Source organism: uncultured Arthrobacter sp. (assembly GCF_964021775.1).
In the GTDB taxonomy this organism is placed as follows: domain Bacteria; phylum Actinomycetota; class Actinomycetes; order Actinomycetales; family Micrococcaceae; genus Arthrobacter.
The window spans coordinates 1-15,763 of sequence record NZ_CAXHZI010000037.1; the positions used below are offsets into that span (position 1 = coordinate 1).

13 protein-coding genes and 1 tRNA gene are annotated in these 15,763 nt (G+C 65.9%); 3 read left to right on the plus strand and 11 right to left on the minus strand.

Annotation, left to right across the window (positions count from 1 at the left end; all coding sequences use genetic code 11):
- Positions 1 to 3,167: DNA-directed RNA polymerase subunit beta (gene rpoB / locus ABIN76_RS17410; RefSeq protein ID WP_346960913.1), on the minus strand; the 3,167-nt coding region annotated here is incomplete at its 3' end.
- Between the two features lie 426 nt (positions 3,168 to 3,593).
- Here rpoB and ABIN76_RS17415 point away from each other — a divergent pair.
- On the plus strand, positions 3,594 to 4,793 hold the full coding sequence (locus ABIN76_RS17415) for an acetyl-CoA C-acetyltransferase (protein WP_346960914.1): 1,200 nt from the start codon (positions 3,594 to 3,596) through the stop codon (positions 4,791 to 4,793).
- Positions 4,793 to 5,305: a YbaK/EbsC family protein gene (locus tag ABIN76_RS17420; protein WP_346960915.1), complete on the plus strand. Its 513-nt coding sequence runs from the start codon at positions 4,793 to 4,795 to the stop codon at positions 5,303 to 5,305. Before ABIN76_RS17415 ends, ABIN76_RS17420 begins: the two co-directional genes overlap by 1 nt.
- 26 nt (positions 5,306 to 5,331) lie before the next feature.
- Here the strand turns inward: ABIN76_RS17420 and ABIN76_RS17425 are convergent, their stop codons facing one another.
- The 10 genes from ABIN76_RS17425 to ABIN76_RS17470 form a co-directional block, all read right to left on the minus strand.
- The gene (locus ABIN76_RS17425) at positions 5,332 to 7,167 is read right to left on the minus strand and encodes a 5'-nucleotidase C-terminal domain-containing protein (protein WP_346960916.1); all 1,836 of its coding nucleotides are present in this window, start codon (positions 7,165 to 7,167) and stop codon (positions 5,332 to 5,334) included.
- Positions 7,168 to 7,383: 216 nt separating this feature from the next.
- Positions 7,384 to 7,758: a 50S ribosomal protein L7/L12 gene (rplL, locus tag ABIN76_RS17430; protein WP_346960917.1), complete on the minus strand. Its 375-nt coding sequence runs from the start codon at positions 7,756 to 7,758 to the stop codon at positions 7,384 to 7,386.
- Between the two features lie 78 nt (positions 7,759 to 7,836).
- Positions 7,837 to 8,427, minus strand: coding sequence for a 50S ribosomal protein L10 (gene rplJ, locus ABIN76_RS17435; protein ID WP_346960918.1), 591 nt, complete (start codon positions 8,425 to 8,427; stop codon positions 7,837 to 7,839).
- A 292-nt stretch (positions 8,428 to 8,719) separates the two neighbouring features.
- The gene (locus ABIN76_RS17440; protein ID WP_346960919.1) at positions 8,720 to 9,838 is read right to left on the minus strand and encodes a GNAT family N-acetyltransferase; all 1,119 of its coding nucleotides are present in this window, start codon (positions 9,836 to 9,838) and stop codon (positions 8,720 to 8,722) included.
- Positions 9,839 to 9,987: 149 nt separating this feature from the next.
- Positions 9,988 to 11,130 carry a GNAT family N-acetyltransferase gene (locus tag ABIN76_RS17445; RefSeq protein ID WP_346960920.1) on the minus strand — a complete coding sequence of 381 codons (1,143 nt, stop codon included), beginning with the start codon at positions 11,128 to 11,130 and terminating at the stop codon, positions 9,988 to 9,990.
- Between the two features lie 95 nt (positions 11,131 to 11,225).
- On the minus strand, positions 11,226 to 11,933 hold the full coding sequence (rplA, locus tag ABIN76_RS17450) for a 50S ribosomal protein L1 (RefSeq protein WP_138768556.1): 708 nt from the start codon (positions 11,931 to 11,933) through the stop codon (positions 11,226 to 11,228).
- A gap of 188 nt (positions 11,934 to 12,121) precedes the next feature.
- Positions 12,122 to 12,553: a 50S ribosomal protein L11 gene (gene rplK, locus ABIN76_RS17455; RefSeq protein ID WP_003803853.1), complete on the minus strand. Its 432-nt coding sequence runs from the start codon at positions 12,551 to 12,553 to the stop codon at positions 12,122 to 12,124.
- Between the two features lie 130 nt (positions 12,554 to 12,683).
- Positions 12,684 to 13,490: a transcription termination/antitermination protein NusG gene (gene nusG, locus ABIN76_RS17460; protein ID WP_346960921.1), complete on the minus strand. Its 807-nt coding sequence runs from the start codon at positions 13,488 to 13,490 to the stop codon at positions 12,684 to 12,686.
- Between the two features lie 113 nt (positions 13,491 to 13,603).
- A complete protein-coding gene (gene secE, locus ABIN76_RS17465; RefSeq protein ID WP_346960922.1) occupies positions 13,604 to 13,873 on the minus strand; it encodes a preprotein translocase subunit SecE in 270 nt (89 codons plus the stop codon).
- Positions 13,874 to 13,968: 95 nt separating this feature from the next.
- A tRNA-Trp gene (locus ABIN76_RS17470) sits at positions 13,969 to 14,041 on the minus strand.
- A 288-nt stretch (positions 14,042 to 14,329) separates the two neighbouring features.
- Between ABIN76_RS17470 and ABIN76_RS17475 the strand changes: the two genes are divergently transcribed.
- Positions 14,330 to 15,547 carry a pyridoxal phosphate-dependent aminotransferase gene (locus ABIN76_RS17475; protein ID WP_346960923.1) on the plus strand — a complete coding sequence of 406 codons (1,218 nt, stop codon included), beginning with the start codon at positions 14,330 to 14,332 and terminating at the stop codon, positions 15,545 to 15,547.
- Positions 15,548 to 15,763 lie beyond the last annotated feature (216 nt).

Consider the following 15,763-nt stretch of genomic DNA (forward strand, 5'->3'; position numbering starts at 1 on the left):
GCCTTACCACCCAGCGGCTGCTGCGTGATCATGGAGTACGGGCCGGTGGAGCGCGCGTGGATCTTGTCGTCCACCAGGTGGTGGAGCTTCAGGATGTACATGTAGCCGACCGAGATCGGATCCGGGAACGGCTCGCCGGAGCGGCCGTCAAACAGGCGGGTCTTGCCCGAGGAGTTGATCAGGCGGTCCCCGTCGCGGGTGACGTTGGTGGAGTCGAGCAGGCCCGTGATTTCCTCTTCACGCGCACCGTCGAAGACCGGCGTGGCAACAGTGGTCTGGCCACTCTCGCGCGGCAGGTTCGGCAGCTGCTTGACCCACTCGGGCTCGCCTTCGATCTTCCAACCGGTCTTGGCAACCCAGCCGAGGTGCGTCTCAAGCACCTGGCCGACGTTCATACGGCCCGGAACACCCAGCGGGTTGAGGACAATATCAACGGGGGTACCGTCGGCAAGGAAGGGCATGTCCTCGATCGGAAGGATCTTGGAGATAACACCCTTGTTGCCGTGACGGCCGGCGAGCTTGTCGCCGTCGGTGATCTTGCGCTTGGCGGCCACGTAAACGCGGACCAGCTGGTTGACGCCCGGGGGCAGCTCGTCGTCGTTGTCGCGGTCGAAGACGCGGACACCGATCACGGTGCCGGACTCGCCGTGGGGCACCTTCAGGGAGGTGTCACGCACTTCGCGGGACTTCTCACCGAAGATGGCGCGCAGCAGGCGCTCTTCCGGGGTCAGCTCGGTCTCGCCCTTGGGGGTGACCTTGCCGACCAGGATGTCGCCGGCTTCAACCTCGGCACCGATGTGGATGATGCCGCGCTCGTCCAGGCCTGCCAGGACTTCCTCGGACACGTTCGGGATGTCACGGGTGATTTCCTCGGCACCAAGCTTGGTGTCGCGGGCGTCGATCTCGTGCTCCTCGATGTGGATCGAGGACAGGACGTCCTCTGCCACGATCCGCTGGGACAGGATGATGGCATCCTCGAAGTTGTGGCCTTCCCATGACATGAACGCCACGAGCAGGTTCTTACCGAGGGCGAGCTCGCCCTGGTCCGTTGCCGGGCCGTCGGCGATGATGCCGCCGACCTCCAGGCGCTGGCCTTCGTTCACCAGGACACGGTGGTTGTAGCAGTTGCCCTGGTTGGAGCGGGCGAACTTGTTGATCCGGTAGTTGGTTTCGGTGCCGTCGTCGTTGAGCATGATGACGAGCTCGGCGGAAACCTCGGTGACCACACCGGCCTTCTTCGCGATGACAACGTCACCGGCGTCGACGGCGGCGGCGCGCTCCATGCCGGTGCCGACGAACGGCGCCTCGGAACGGACCAGCGGCACGGCCTGGCGCTGCATGTTGGCACCCATGAGTGCGCGGTTTGCATCGTCATGCTCGAGGAACGGGATCAGGGCGGTTGCCACGGACACCATCTGGCGCGGGGAAACGTCCATGAACTCGACGTCGGCGGCGGGAACCAGCACGGGCTCGCCTCCACCACCACGGGCACGGACCAGCACGGTCTCTTCGGCGAAACGCTTGTTCTCGTCGAGCGGGGCGTTGGCCTGTGCGATCAGGACCTCGGCCTCGTCGTCGGCGGTGAGGTACTGGACCTCATCGGAAACGACACCCTCGGAGACGAGGCGGTACGGGGTCTCAATGAAGCCGAACGGGTTGATGCGTCCGTAGGAAGCCAGCGAACCGATCAGGCCGATGTTCGGGCCTTCAGGGGTTTCGATCGGGCACATACGTCCGTAGTGGGACGGGTGCACGTCACGAACTTCCATGCCGGCGCGGTCACGGGACAGACCACCCGGGCCGAGCGCGGACAGGCGGCGCTTGTGGGTCAGGCCCGAGAGCGGGTTGTTCTGGTCCATGAACTGCGACAGCTGGGAGGTTCCGAAGAACTCCTTGATGGCTGCCACGACGGGGCGGATGTTGATCAGGGTCTGCGGCGTGATGGCCTCGACGTCCTGGGTCGTCATACGCTCGCGGACAACGCGCTCCATACGGGACAGGCCGGTGCGGACCTGGTTCTCGATGAGCTCGCCGACGGCGCGGATGCGGCGGTTGCCGAAGTGGTCGATGTCGTCGATCTCGACGCGCAGTTCGTGGTCCTGGCCATCGCGCTTGCCCATGAGGGTCTTCTCACCGGCGTGCAGGGCTACCAGGAACTTGATCATGGCAACGATGTCTTCAACGTGCAGCACGGATGCTTCCTTGTCGCCAAGGGAGCGGTCAATGCCAAGCTTGCGGTTGATCTTGTAACGGCCGACCTTGGCCAGATCGTAGCGCTTGGAGTTGAAGTACAGGTTGTCCAGCAGGGACTGGGCAGCCTCGACGGTGGGCGGCTCGCCCGGTCGCAGCTTCCGGTAGATGTCCAGCAAGGCGTCTTCGCGGGTTTCGGTGGCGTCCTTCTCCAGCGTCGCGCGCATGGAGTCGTACTGGCCGAACTCTTCGAGGATCTGGCCTTCGGTCCAGCCGAGGGCCTTCAGCAGCACGGTGACGGACTGCTTGCGCTTGCGGTCGAGACGGACGCCGACCTGGTCGCGCTTGTCGATTTCGAGTTCGAACCAGGCGCCGCGGGACGGGATGATCTTCGCGGTGAAGATGTCCTTGTCGCTGGTCTTGTCCGCGGTGCGCTCAAAGTAGGCGCCCGGGGAACGGACCAGCTGGGAGACGACGACACGCTCGGTGCCGTTGACGACGAAGGTGCCCTTCTCGGTCATCAGCGGGAAGTCACCCATGAACACGGTCTGCTGCTTGATTTCGCCCGTGTTGTTGTTCATGAATTCGGCCTTGACGTACAGCGGAGCCGAGTACGTAGCGTCCCGGTCCTTGCATTCGGCCATGGTGTATTTCGGATCAGCGAACTCCGGCTCGGAGAAGCTCAGGGACATGGTGCCCTGGAAATCCTCGATCGGGGAGATCTCTTCGAAAATGTCAGACAGGCCCGACGTGGTGGCGACACTGAGGTCGCCTTCTTCGACGGCCTTCGCGACGCGTGCCTGCCAGCGTTCGTTGCCGACCAGCCAGTCAAAGCTGTCGGTTTGCAGGGCAAGCAGATTCGGAACGTCAAGCGGTTCGTGAATCTTTGCGAAAGAGAGCCGGCGGGTTGCACCGTCGGTGCTGTCGGCATTAATAGCGGTAGCGTTGTTTACATTAGAGGTGCTCGAGGCGACCAAGAGGGATCCTTCCACAGACCTTCAGGCGTTTTCAGATCTCCCCCGTTATGCACCCTGCGAAGTGACTTCGCAGTGCTACCAGTCCGGTTCCGCTATATGACCCGGGACCCGCACTGCCCATGCTGGTGCACGTTGTAGACGGCACATTGATGGAGCAGCTGTCGGGCTAAGCCCACCGCTATATGAAGGCTGAAGGTAAACAGGGAAGACGCAAATATCTACGATACGGCAAAGCAACCTACTTGTCTACCCCACTTGCGGCGCGAATGCAAGCACGGCCCCCGGCTGCCCCGGCTCCCGCCCCGGCGCCCCCGCCGGCGGATCCCCCGCAGCACCTGCTGCCCCGACAGCCGTTCCGCCGAATGGCTCCGTGACAGGGCTCACGATAACCTTGGGATACATCGTTAGAGATCGGAAGAGATAACCATGAGCAACTCCGCGGACAACAATGATGTTGTCATCCTCGCCGCCGCCCGCACCCCGCAGGGCCGGCTGAACGGGCAGCTGGCCAGCTTCACCGCCGTCGAACTGGGCACCCACGCGATCCGGGCGGCGCTGGCCGCCAGCGGAGTGACGGCGGACCAGGTCGACTCGGTCATCATGGGCCAGGTCCTGCAGGCCGGCGCGGGCCAGAACCCGGCCCGGCAGAGTGCCATCGGCGCCGGCATCGGCTGGAACGTCCCCACCGTGACCATCAACAAGGTCTGCCTCTCCGGCCTCACCGCCGTGATCGACGCGGCCCGGATGATCCGCAGCGGCGACGCCACCGTCGTCGTCGCCGGCGGCCAGGAGTCGATGAGCCGGGCACCGCACCTGCTGCCCGGCTCGCGGCAGGGCTGGACCTACGGTTCGGTCCAGGCACTCGATGCCGCCGCCCATGACGGCCTCACCGACGCCTTCGACGGCCAGTCCATGGGCCTGTCCACGGAGAGCAAGAACGTCACGCTGGGCATCGACCGCACCTCCCAGGACGAGGTGGCCGCGGCCTCGCACCAGCGCGCCGCCACAGCAGCGAAGGACGGGGTCTTCGACGGCGAGATCGCCCCGATCAGCGTCAAGCAGCGCAAGGGCGACCCGGTGGTGGTCGGCACCGACGAGGGGGTCCGCCCGGACACGTCCGTTTCGTCCCTGGCCGGCCTGCGCGCGGCCTTCGCCACCGACGGCACCATCACGGCCGGCAACTCGTCCCCGCTCTCCGACGGCGCTGCCGCCCTGGTCCTCACCTCACGGAGCTTCGCGGAGGAACACGGCCTGGATTACCTCGCCGTGGTCGGCAAGCCCGGGCAGGTCGCCGGCCCGGACAATTCGCTGCACTCCCAGCCCTCCAACGCGATCAAGAGCGCGCTGGACAAGGCCGGCTGGTCCACCGCAGACCTGGACTTCATCGAGATCAACGAGGCCTTCGGTTCCGTGGCCGTGCAGTCCCTCAAGGACCTCGACTACCCCCTGGAGCAGTGCAACATCCACGGCGGCGCCATCGCCCTGGGGCACCCGATCGGCGCTTCCGGAGCCCGGCTGGCCCTGCACGCGGCCCACGAGCTGAAGCGGCGCGGCAGCGGCAAAGCCGCCGTCTCGCTCTGCGGCGGCGGCGGCCAAGGCGAGGCCCTGCTGCTGTACCGCGACTGATGTCCGAACTCATCTCCGGCGAAGGCCGCGGCGGCGGTGCCGGCAGGAAGCGATTCCTGGCCGACGCCGCCGCGCGCGGCCTTGAGGTGGAGCTGGTGGAGCGGCTGGCCGCCAGCAGCCTGGAGGAGGCCGCCGGCATCCTCGGCATCACCCCCGGGGACATCGTGAAGTCCCTGGTGGTCAAGCACAAGGACGGCAGCTTCCTGTTCGCCCTCGTCCCCGGGGACCGCCAGATCTCCTGGCCCAAGCTGCGCCAGCTGGTCGGCGTCAACAAACTCTCGCTGCCCAGCGCCGACGTCGCCCTCGCCGCGACCGGCTACGAGCGCGGCACCATCACCCCGCTGGGCAGCACGTCCCCGTGGCCGGTCTACGCCGACAGCACCATCACGGGCCGGCGGATTTCGATGGGCGCCGGGGAACACGGCTACAGCGCCTTCGTCGACGCCGACGCGCTCACCGCAGCCCTGGACGCCGTCGTCGCGGACATCACCGAGCCGGTGCAGCCAAGCTGACACACGCGGGTTAAAAGCAACGGTGATCAGGCGGTGACGGTCAGCGGTTCGCCGTTGACCGTCAGCCGCCAGTTGCTCTGGCTGAACACGGCCGCGTCCAGGGTGCCGCGGGCCACCACGTAGTCAATGATGCGCTGCCGGATCTCCTGCTGGCTGTTCGAGAGCACTGGTGCCGTCTTCACTGCCGGGAAGCCACCGCCGCCGCTCTGCCGGTAGTTGTTGATCGCCATTGCAAACTCCTGTTCCGCCCCCACCGGCGAGCCTCCGTACGTCAGGTTCCTGATCCGGTCCCCCGCGGGACGGGCCAGGTCGATCTCGTAGTCCAGCGGGGCGTCCAGTCCGTAGACGACGTCGTAGTTGTAGTCCGGGGTGCCGTTGGGCGCCAGCGCCGTGACGGCGTTCGTGACGTCCTGCGCGCGGGCGGTGGTGCCGCTCACCGGCTTGAAGTACTGCGCGGACCACTCGAGGTAGGCCTTGACCTGGGCGCCGGTGACCTTGATGGAGAGCAGTGTGTTGTCGAAGATATACAGCCCGGCCACGTCCCGGATGGTCAGCGGGCCTGCCTTGACGTCCACCGAGCGCGAGAACGCCGCCGCGATGGACAGGACCGGCAGCCCGGCCGCCGGACCGTTGGCCAGCTCCGCCTTGATGGTGCTGGCCTGAACGTAGTTGATCGCGTCGATCGCCGCCGAGTCCCCCCAGCAGGCGGTCGCCGTGCTCAACGGCGCGGTGGACGTCCCGATCACCTGGTTGACGTACTTGACGGTCGCCTCGTGCCCGGCCTGCACCGCGCTGACGACGGCGGGATCCGCCTCGACGGTTTTGGCGTCCAACAGGTGCGAGTGCGCCGAGGTGACGCTCCACTGGCCGCGGTCCTTGGCGAGCTGCAGGTCGATCACGGCGATGCGCATGCCCCACTTCAGGGGTTCGGTGAGAAGGACCTGCCGGCCGGTGGCCTTGTTGGTGACGAACCGTTCCGGGATCTCCAGGTGCGCGTGCCCGACGAGGATCGCGTCGATGCCCGGGACTTCCTCGGCGAGCTGCGTGGAGGCGTTTTCGGCGAACGGCAGCGCGTCCCCGTAGGAGGAACCCGGCGTCGCGCCCGAGTGGCTGGAGACGATGACGACGTCAGCTCCGGCGGCCTTCATCTGCGGGATGACGGTCCTGGCCTCCTCGACGATTCCGTTGAAGTCCAGCTTGCCCTGGACGTTGTCGCGGTCCCAGAGCGCGCAGCCGGGGGTCACGAAGCCGACCAGGCCCACCGTCAGCCAGCCGTTCTCGGTCTTGACGCGCTTGAGAACGTACGGGGTGAAGGCACGCTGGCCGGTGACGGCGTCATGCACGTTGGCGCCCAGCAGCGGGAAGTCCAGCTGCTTCTCCCAGGTCCGCAGCATCGGGATGCCGTAGTTGAACTCGTGGTTGCCGAGCGCGACGGCGTCGTAGCCCACCGCGTTCATGGCCAGCGCCATGGGGTGCTTGACGGTCTCCGAGATGGGATTCACTTTGGCGAAGTAGTAGGCAAGGGGCGTGCCCTGGATAGTGTCGCCGGAGTCGATGGTGAGCGTGTTGCCGGCGCCCCGTTCGGCACGGACGGCCTTGATCAGGGTGGCCGCCTGGGCGATGCCGATCTTGTTTCCCGCGGCGTCGGAGTAGGGCACGTCCTTGAAGTAGTCCCAGTTGAAGACGTTGTTGTGCAGGTCGGTGGTCCCGAGCACGGTCAGGTTGAACTGTTTCTTGCCGTTGTTGGCCGGCGCTGCCTGTGCCGCCGGGGCACCGGACAGAGCGGCCGCGGCGGCGCTGCCGCCGACGAAGGCCGCGGTGAGCATGGCGCGGCGGGAGAACGAGGGGTTGGGATCGGTCATTGTGTGGGCTCCTCAGGGTTTGGCGGCCGGTCGGCACAAGGCCAAAGTCTAGGGGCCGCGCCGCATCCTGAAAAGGAGAGCAGGCAATCATTTACTAAAGGTTTACCCCGCTCCCGCCCTGCGCCGGACGCAGGAAACCCCGCCCACCGGAGTGGACGGGGTTTCCCGTAAAAAACTGGGCCGTTCGAGCTGGTCGAACGCCCCGGGCAGGGCGAGTTACTTGAGGGTAACCGTTGCGCCGGCCTCTTCGAGCTGAGCCTTGGCCTTCTCGGCGGCTTCCTTGGTGGCGCCTTCGAGAACAGCCTTCGGTGCACCGTCAACCAGGTCCTTGGCTTCCTTGAGGCCGAGGGAGGTGATAGCGCGAACTTCCTTGATCACTGCGATCTTCTTGTCGCCAGCAGCCTCGAGGATGACATCGAAGTCAGTCTTCTCTTCAACCTCTTCAGCAGCGCCACCGGCGGGGCCGGCAACTGCAACAGCGGCAGCGGTAACTTCGAAGGTCTCTTCGAAGAGCTTGACGAACTCGGAGAGCTCGATGATGGTCAGTTCCTTGAAAGCTTCAATGAGCTCTTCGTTGCTGAGCTTCGCCATGGTGTGGCGTCCTTCCTATAGGTGGTGCCTGGGCGGCCTGGGCCGCGCCTTAGCACCGGAGTCTGGGTTGAAAGAGAGTTAGTTCTCTTCAGTGGCTGCGGCGTCGGCCGGAGCTTCGGTCTCTGCTGCTTCTGCGGCGGGGGCTTCTTCGGCGGCGGGTGCTTCGGCAGCTGCCGGTGCACCGTTCTCTTCTTCAAGCTTGAGGCGCAGGGCGTCAATGATGCGTGCAGCAGCGGCAGCAGGAGCCTTGAGGATGCCTGCAACCTTGGCGAGCTGCAGCTCGCGGGACTCGAGTGCTGCCAGGGCAGCAACTTCGCTGGCGTTCAGTGCCTTGCCTTCGAAGTAACCGGTCTTGATAACCAGCTGCTTGTTGGCCTTGGCAAAATCCGTCAGGCTCTTGGCAGCTGCAACTGCGTCACCCTTGATGAACGCAATTGCAGTGGGGCCGGCAAGCTGGCCGTCGAATGCTTCGACGCCGGCTTCCTTGGCTGCAATGGCGGTCAGGGTGTTCTTGACGACCGCGAACTTGGTGTCCTGGCCGAGAGAAACACGCAGCTGCTTGAGCTGTGCAACGGTGAGCCCACGGTATTCGGTCAGGACAGCGGCGTTCGATTCCTTGAAATCGTTAGTGATCTCAGCTACTGCTGAAACCTTAGTAGGCGTTGCCATAACCCTCCTTCCGGGGATAGTGCCGGTTTGTCCGGGTCCCCTCAGGATCGCTAAAACTAAAAACGCCCCGCGCAGATGCACGGGGCTTGTCTCGACGCGGGCTAGCCGCGGAGCTTTGCTTCGTTCACCTGCGCCGGCCGCCCTGCGTTGAGGGGCCTTCGTCCGGAAACCAACTTGAATCCCCCGCACACAACTGCAGAAGTGAGCGATGCTCAGGAGAGTGGATTTCCAACAACCGACGGTCTTTGGTCCTCCAAGCTTACGGGACGCGCCCCGTGTGCTCCAAATCGGCTCAGCTGACGCTGGGCCCGAAGTCCGGCAGCTCCTTTTGCCAGATGCCTGTCACGCCCGCGGTGGTGAAGCCGAGCTGCTGGTTGACGGTCAGCAGGTAGCGGTTTTCGGGGGCATTCCAGGTGTACAGCACGCGCGCGTCCGGGAACTGTTCGGTAAGCCGCTCCATGTTGGCCAGCTTGATCAGCAGCCCCAACTTGTTGCCCCGGTGCTCGCGCAGCACCACCGTGTCGTCCTGGAAGACGACGTCGGGGCGCAACGCGAGGACGGTGATGGTGGTCAGGCCTACCAGCGCGCCGCTGGCGAGATGCTCGACGGCGGTGACCACCGTCCGGCGGCCCTGTGCGATGGCGACGTCCTCCGCCTCGCGGAGGACGTCGCCGTCGAACACCAGGTCCCCGTCGTCGGCGCCGGGGATCCCGTCCTCCCCGGCCTGGTTCTCCAGCGCGGCGACGGCTTCGAGCCATTGCTCCGGGCAGCGGTCGGTCCAGTGGTGCAGCCGGTACCGTGCGGCGTTGGCCGCGTCGGCCTCGGCCTGCAGCTCGGCGACCAGCTTGCTGTCCAGCGGGAGGGCGCAGGAGCTGAACTGTTCGATGTGCTGCAGGGTGTAGCCGGTGTGCCGGGCGAACTCGACATCCCGGCTGTTCAGCGGCACGAAGCCCATGCCGGTCCCGGGAATGAGCTGCCCGGCTTTGCTATCCGCCAGGGTCGCGCCCGGATGGTTGGTGTCGATCAGGATGGTGTGCCGGCCCTCCTCCCGGGCGAGGTGTTCGGCGGCTTCCAGGAGCTGCCGGCCGACGCCGCGGCCTTGGAACCCGGGCAGGATGTCGAGGGTGAACTCGGCCAGGTCGAGGTTGTCCGCGAGCGGCAGGGCAATGTCCACGGTTCCGACGATCTCGCCGTCGACCTTGGCCACGAGGATGACCTGGCGCTCATAGGGGTCCGCCATTTCCAGCAGCTTTTCCAGCGGGGCGTAGGCGAGGTCGTCGCTCCCCCAGGTCTCCATCCGGACCTTCCGCCCCACCTCGACGGCGGCAAGGAAGTCCGCTGCATCCGGTCCGTCCAGCGAATCCGGGATCCAGAGCTGCTCGACCCGTACCTCGTGTGCCTTAGCGGGCATGTTCCCAGCCGTCCTGCCGCCCAATGCTCTGCCGCCTCATGCGTTGCCCGGCCCGCGCCGGGCTTTCAAGCGTCAGCATATGCCCGTTTGGGTCCGCATTCCATGGCCTGCACCGGGGACTTTCCGGCGGCGTCCGACGCCGGCGCACCTCACCCGGAGCCCGGGGCGATTCCCGCGGCTTCCGCCACGCTTCCCACGGCTTCCGGGGCGACGGACCGCTGCCATTCCCCGTCCCAGCCCGCAGGGCGGAAACCGAGGGCGACGTTGATGGCGAGCATGTGGTCGTTTTCGGCAGCGTTGAAGGTGGTGACGCGCCGGACGTCCGGGTAGCCGGCCAGCCGGCGGAGGTTGGCAATTTTCACCAGCATGCCCAGGCGGTGCCCGCGGTGGTTGGCGGCCACCAGGGTGTCGTCCTGCTCGGCAAGCCACGGTTTGCCGGGCGCCAGTTCGAGCACCGAGTACGCCGCCAGCTCCCCGCTCTGCCGGTGGCGGGCCGCTGCCACGAGCGAGACGTTGCCGGCCTGCTTCCAGGTGTCCTCGACGTGGCGCACGCGTGCTACATCCCAGGTCTCCTCGTCGTAGCTGAGCCCTCCGGTCGGCGCGTCCGTGCTCATCCGTGACATCAGCGCTGCCAGCTGCGCCACGTATTCCTCCGGGCAGCGGTCAGTCCAGCACAGCAGCTCATAACCGGCGGCCTTGGTCCGGGCGTCCCGTTCCAGCCGGTCCAGGCCCGGCGCTGCGGCAGCAACATCCAGGCTGCTGAACCGCTCGACCTGTTCCAGCCGGTAGCCGGCCGCCGCGGCGAAGCGGACGCCGCGTGCCGCCGTCGGGAGGGCGCCGGTGCCGGTCAACGGCGTCATCACGCCCGGACCGTCGGCGTCGAAGTCCGCCGGGTGTTCGGTGAAGCTCATCAGGACGGTGCGGCCGTCAGCGGCGGCCAGCGACTGGGCGTGTTCCAGCAGCGCGCGGCCGAGCCCGCGGCCGGTGTAAGCCTTCAGTACAGCCACGTGCAGGAGCGCCCGGCCGAGGTTCTCCTGCTGCTCGAAGCGGATCCATGACTTCCCAACCATCTTGCCGTCGACGCGGACAAAGAAGATCCGCATCCGGCTGTAAGCGTTGTCCCGCCAGTAGCGCAGCCGGGCTCCGGTGGTAGTGGCCCGGTCCAGGCTGCCCCAGGTTTCCAGGGTCAGTGCATCGCAGAGCCGGCCGAATTCGAGAAATTCCGCGGCATCCGGCGCGTCGATGGTCGACGGAAGCTGCAGGGGTTCGATGAGGTACGGGGCGGCAGTCACCGGGTCAGCCTAACCGCCGTCCAGGATGCAGAAAAGACCGCCCCGCGGCTGCGGGACGGTCTTTTCGCTGCTTGTTACGGCACGCCGGGTGAGGATTAGACCTCGGTCAGGACCTTGGTGACGTTGGGGTCAACCGAGATGCCCGGGCCAAACGTGGTGGCAACGGTGGCCTTCTGGATGTAGCGGCCCTTGGAAGCGGACGGCTTGAGGCGCAGGACCTCTTCCAGAGCGGCGGCGTAGTTCTCGGCCAGCTTGATGGCGTCGAAGGAAACCTTGCCGATGATGAAGTGCAGGTTCGAGTGCTTGTCGACGCGGAAGTCGATCTTGCCGCCCTTGATATCGTTGACAGCCTTGGTGACGTCGGCGGTCACGGTGCCGGTCTTCGGGTTCGGCATCAGGTTACGCGGGCCCAGGACCTTACCAAGACGGCCGACCTTGCCCATGAGGTCAGGGGTGGCGACGGCGGCGTCGAAGTCGGTCCAGCCGCCGGCGATCTTCTCGATCAGGTCGTCGGAACCGACGAAGTCGGCGCCGGCTGCGATTGCGGCCTCGGCCTTGTCGCCGGTGGCGAAGACGAGGACGCGGGCGACCTTGCCGGTGCCGTGCGGCAGGTTGACGGTGCCGCGGACCATCTGGTCGGCCTTGCGGGGGTCGACGCCGAGGCGGAACGCGACCTCAACGGTGGCGTCGAACTTGGACGGGTTGGTGTCCTTGGCGAGGGTCACTGCCTCGAACGGCGCGTAGAACTTCTCCGCGTCGATCTTGGCGGCGGCTGCCTCATATGCTTTGCTGCGCTTTGCCATGCTGCTTATTCTCCTTGTGCAGTTGTGGTCTGCGGACCGCGCTGGGCCCTGCCACAGTCGGGATTCCGGACGGTTTATCCGTTGCGGGTCCCGATATTTCAATGTTTAGGTGGTGCCGGTCGCCCGGCGGTGCTGCCCGGCGTCGTTCCCGGTTTCCCGGACCTGGCGCCGCATCAGCGGTGGGGGAATTAACCCTCGACGGTGATACCCATGGAGCGGGCGGTGCCGGCGATGATCTTCGCGGCGCCTTCCAGGCTGGTGGCGTTGAGGTCTTCCATCTTGGTGGAGGCGATCTCGTTGACCTGGGCCTGGGTCAGCTTGGCAACCTTGACGGTGTGCGGGGTAGCCGAACCCTTGGCGACGCCTGCAGCCTTCTTGATGAGCTCTGCAGCCGGCGGGGTCTTGGTGATGAACGTGAACGAACGGTCTTCGTAGACGGTGATTTCAACCGGAATAACGTTGCCGCGCTGGGCTTCCGTCGCAGCGTTGTACGCCTTGCAGAATTCCATGATGTTGACACCGTGCTGGCCAAGCGCAGGACCGATCGGCGGGGCCGGGTTGGCGGCACCTGCCTGGATCTGCAGCTTGATGAGGCCGGTGACCTTCTTCTTGGGAGCCAATGTAGGGTCCTTCTCTCAATTACGTCCTGGGACACAGGAGCGTGCCTCAGGTTGTTGGCCGCCATGGCGAGGCGACCGGCCGCTCCGAGGCTGCTAAGCGGGCAGCCCGGGGCGAATTCTGTGGGTGTTGCTAGATCTTGCTGACCTGGTTGAACGCCAGGGTGACCGGGGTCTCGCGCTCGAAGATGGAGACGAGCACCACCAGGGTCTGCGAATCGACCTTGATCTCGGAGATCGTGGCGGGAAGGGTCTCGAACGGGCCCTCCTTGACGATAACCGATTCGCCGACCTCGAAGTCGACGTCGACCGCGGCGGCAGCGTGCTTGACCGGCTTGCCCTTCTCGGCCTGCTCTTCTTCGAAGACCGGGGCGAGCATGGAGAAGACCTCGTCGAGGCGCAGCGGCACGGGGTTGTGGGCGTTGCCCACGAAGCCGGTGACGCCGGGGGTGTGGCGGACGGCGCCCCAGGAGGCGTCGGTCAGGTCCATGCGGACCAGGACGTAGCCGGGGATCCGGACGCGGTTGATGACCTTGCGCTGAGCGTTCTTGATCTCAACGACTTCCTCCATCGGGACCTGGATTTCGAAGATGTAATCTTCCATGTCCAGGGTCTGGATGCGGGTCTCAAGGTTGGCCTTGACGCGGTTTTCATAGCCGGCGTAGGAGTGGATGACGTACCAGTCACCCTCCTGGCGGCGCAGCTTGGCGCGGAATTCATCGGCGGGGTCGACTTCGGCCGCCGCGGCGGCGGCTGCCAGGGCATCGCCCTCCTCGCCGGCTGCGGTGTCCTCGGCGGCTACGGCCTCGTCAGCAGACTCGTCGGCGGCGTCGGATTCGGGCGCAGCAGACTCGGCCTCGGACCCTTCCGCGGCTTCCACCGCGGCGTCCTGGCTCTTATCCAGCTCAGTCTCAGTTACCTCGAGCTCCTGCTCAGACACTTGGTCTCCTGCTTCCTCATTGCCTAACATGCCTATTTAAATGGCTCAATTCCGCACACCCCGCGGAAGCTCCGAATTTCTCGGAGATCCACGCAGTCTGCGGACCGGTCGCCTTAGCGGTCCGTGGCGCCTGTTCCGCCGAAGACCCAGCTCACTCCGGTCCCGAAGGCCAGGTCCAGCAGGGTGACGATCACCATCATGATGACCACGAACACCAGCACCACGAGCGTGTAGTTGATCAGTTCCTTGCGGGTGGGAGCAACGACTTTCTTCAGTTCGCCGATGACCTGGCGGACGAAGAGTGCAATCCGAGCGAAGAAGCCTGCCTTGGGGGCATTCTTGGCGGGGCGGCCTTTGGAGCTGCTGGCAGCTGTTTCGGTCACCTGGTCCTCACTCATCCTCGCGATGTCGGATACCCGGCTCTGGACTGAACCATGGTTGCTGCGCTGGTTCCGGTAAACCCCCGGAACAGCTTGCGCAGGGCAGACAGGACTCGAACCTGCAACCTGCGGTTTTGGAGACCGCTGCGCTACCAATTGCGCCACTACCCTATGGATCGAAAACCGGTCTGAATGCGTCTTCCTGCAGGCTTCCCTGAGGCGCACGTCATCATCGTGTTTTCAACACCGGAGAACCAGTCTACGCAACAACTGCGCCCACGTCGAACCGGCCCTGTCCGGACCCCTGGTTGCCTGCGGAAATCGGCTGACTCGTCAGTCCCATTCCCGCTGCGGGTCACATTCCCACCCGGCACCCCGGAGGATCCGCTGAACAGCATAGAGTAGATTTCGTCGAATCCCACATCCAGCCACGAGCTGCACGCGAAGAACGGACCCGCAATGCCTGCCGCCCGCATTTCCCAGCGCATTTCCGCCATAGCCGAATCCGCCACACTGGCTGTCGATGCCAAGGCGAAGGCGTTGAAGGCGGCCGGCCGGCCGGTGATCGGCTTCGGCGCCGGAGAACCTGACTTCCCGACCCCCGACTACATCGTCCAGGCCGCCATCGAGGCCTCCAGCCAGCCGAAGTACCACCGCTACTCCCCCGCCGGCGGGCTGCCCGAACTGAAGCAGGCCATCGCGGACAAGACTTTCCGCGACTCCGGCTACAAGGCCGAGGCGTCGCAGGTGCTGGTGACCAATGGCGGCAAGCAGGCCGTCTACAACACCTTCGCCACACTGCTGGACCCGGGCGACGAAGTGATTGTCCCGGCGCCTTTCTGGACCACCTACCCGGAGGCGATCCGGCTTGCCGGCGGCGTGCCGGTAGAGGTCTTCGCCGGCCCGGAGCAGGGCTACCTCGTTACCGTGGAGCAGCTCGAAGCGGCCATCACGGAGCGCACCAAGATCCTACTCTTCGTCTCCCCGTCCAATCCGACCGGGGCCGTCTACGCGCCGGAGCAGGTCAAGGAGATCGGCCAATGGGCCGCCGCCAAGGGCCTGTGGGTGGTCACGGATGAGATTTACGAGCACCTGACGTACGACGGCGTGCCCTTCACCTCGATCGCCACGGCCGTCCCCGAACTCGGCGACAAGGTGGTCATCCTCAACGGCGTGGCCAAGACCTACGCCATGACCGGCTGGCGGGTGGGCTGGATGATCGGCCCGGCCGACGTCATCAAGGCCGCCACGAACCTGCAGTCGCACGCCACCTCCAACGTTTCCAACATCCCGCAGATCGCCGCCCTCGCGGCCGTGTCGGGCCCGCTGACCGCCGTGGACGAGATGAAGGTGGCCTTTGACCGGCGCCGGAAGGCCATTGTGGCCGGGCTCAACGCGATCGACGGCGTGGACTGCCCCACGCCCAAGGGTGCCTTCTACGTCTACGCCGACGTCCGGGCGCTGCTGGGCAAGGAGTTCCCCACCGCGAACGGCCCGGTCCGGCCCTCGACGTCGGCCGAACTCGCCGCGCTCATCCTCGACGAAGTGGAGGTCGCTGTGGTGCCGGGCGAGGCTTTTGGTCCCTCAGGCTACCTGCGCCTGTCCTACGCGCTGGGCGACGAGGACCTCGCGACCGGGGTCGGCCGCCTCCAGGACTTCCTCGGCAAGGCCAAGTAGCAACCCTCCCTCAGATCCTGCAGCAATAAACCCGATGCTCCCTCACCTGCGCAGCACACGGGTGAAGGAGCGGTGGCGTCTGGCCGCCAGACCTGAGGGAGCGTCGGGTGGCAACCCGCCAGACCTGCGGGAGCGTCGGGTGGCAACCCGCCGGACGTGAGGGAGCGTCCGGTGGGAAGCCGCCAGACCTGAGGGAGCGTCGGGTGGGAAGCCGCC

Excerpts from the sequence above, each read along its gene's own strand:
- ABIN76_RS17415 (WP_346960914.1), top strand. The coding sequence starts at position 3,594 with ATGAGCAACTCCGCGGACAACAATGATGTTGTCATCCTCGCCGCCGCC.
- ABIN76_RS17420 (WP_346960915.1), top strand. The coding sequence starts at position 4,793 with ATGTCCGAACTCATCTCCGGCGAAGGCCGCGGCGGCGGTGCCGGCAGG.
- ABIN76_RS17425 (WP_346960916.1), bottom strand. The coding sequence starts at position 7,167 with ATGACCGATCCCAACCCCTCGTTCTCCCGCCGCGCCATGCTCACCGCG.
- rplL (WP_346960917.1), bottom strand. The coding sequence starts at position 7,758 with ATGGCGAAGCTCAGCAACGAAGAGCTCATTGAAGCTTTCAAGGAACTG.
- rplJ (WP_346960918.1), bottom strand. The coding sequence starts at position 8,427 with ATGGCAACGCCTACTAAGGTTTCAGCAGTAGCTGAGATCACTAACGAT.
- ABIN76_RS17440 (WP_346960919.1), bottom strand. The coding sequence starts at position 9,838 with ATGCCCGCTAAGGCACACGAGGTACGGGTCGAGCAGCTCTGGATCCCG.
- rplA (WP_138768556.1), bottom strand. The coding sequence starts at position 11,933 with ATGGCAAAGCGCAGCAAAGCATATGAGGCAGCCGCCGCCAAGATCGAC.
- ABIN76_RS17475 (WP_346960923.1), top strand. The coding sequence starts at position 14,330 with ATGCCTGCCGCCCGCATTTCCCAGCGCATTTCCGCCATAGCCGAATCC.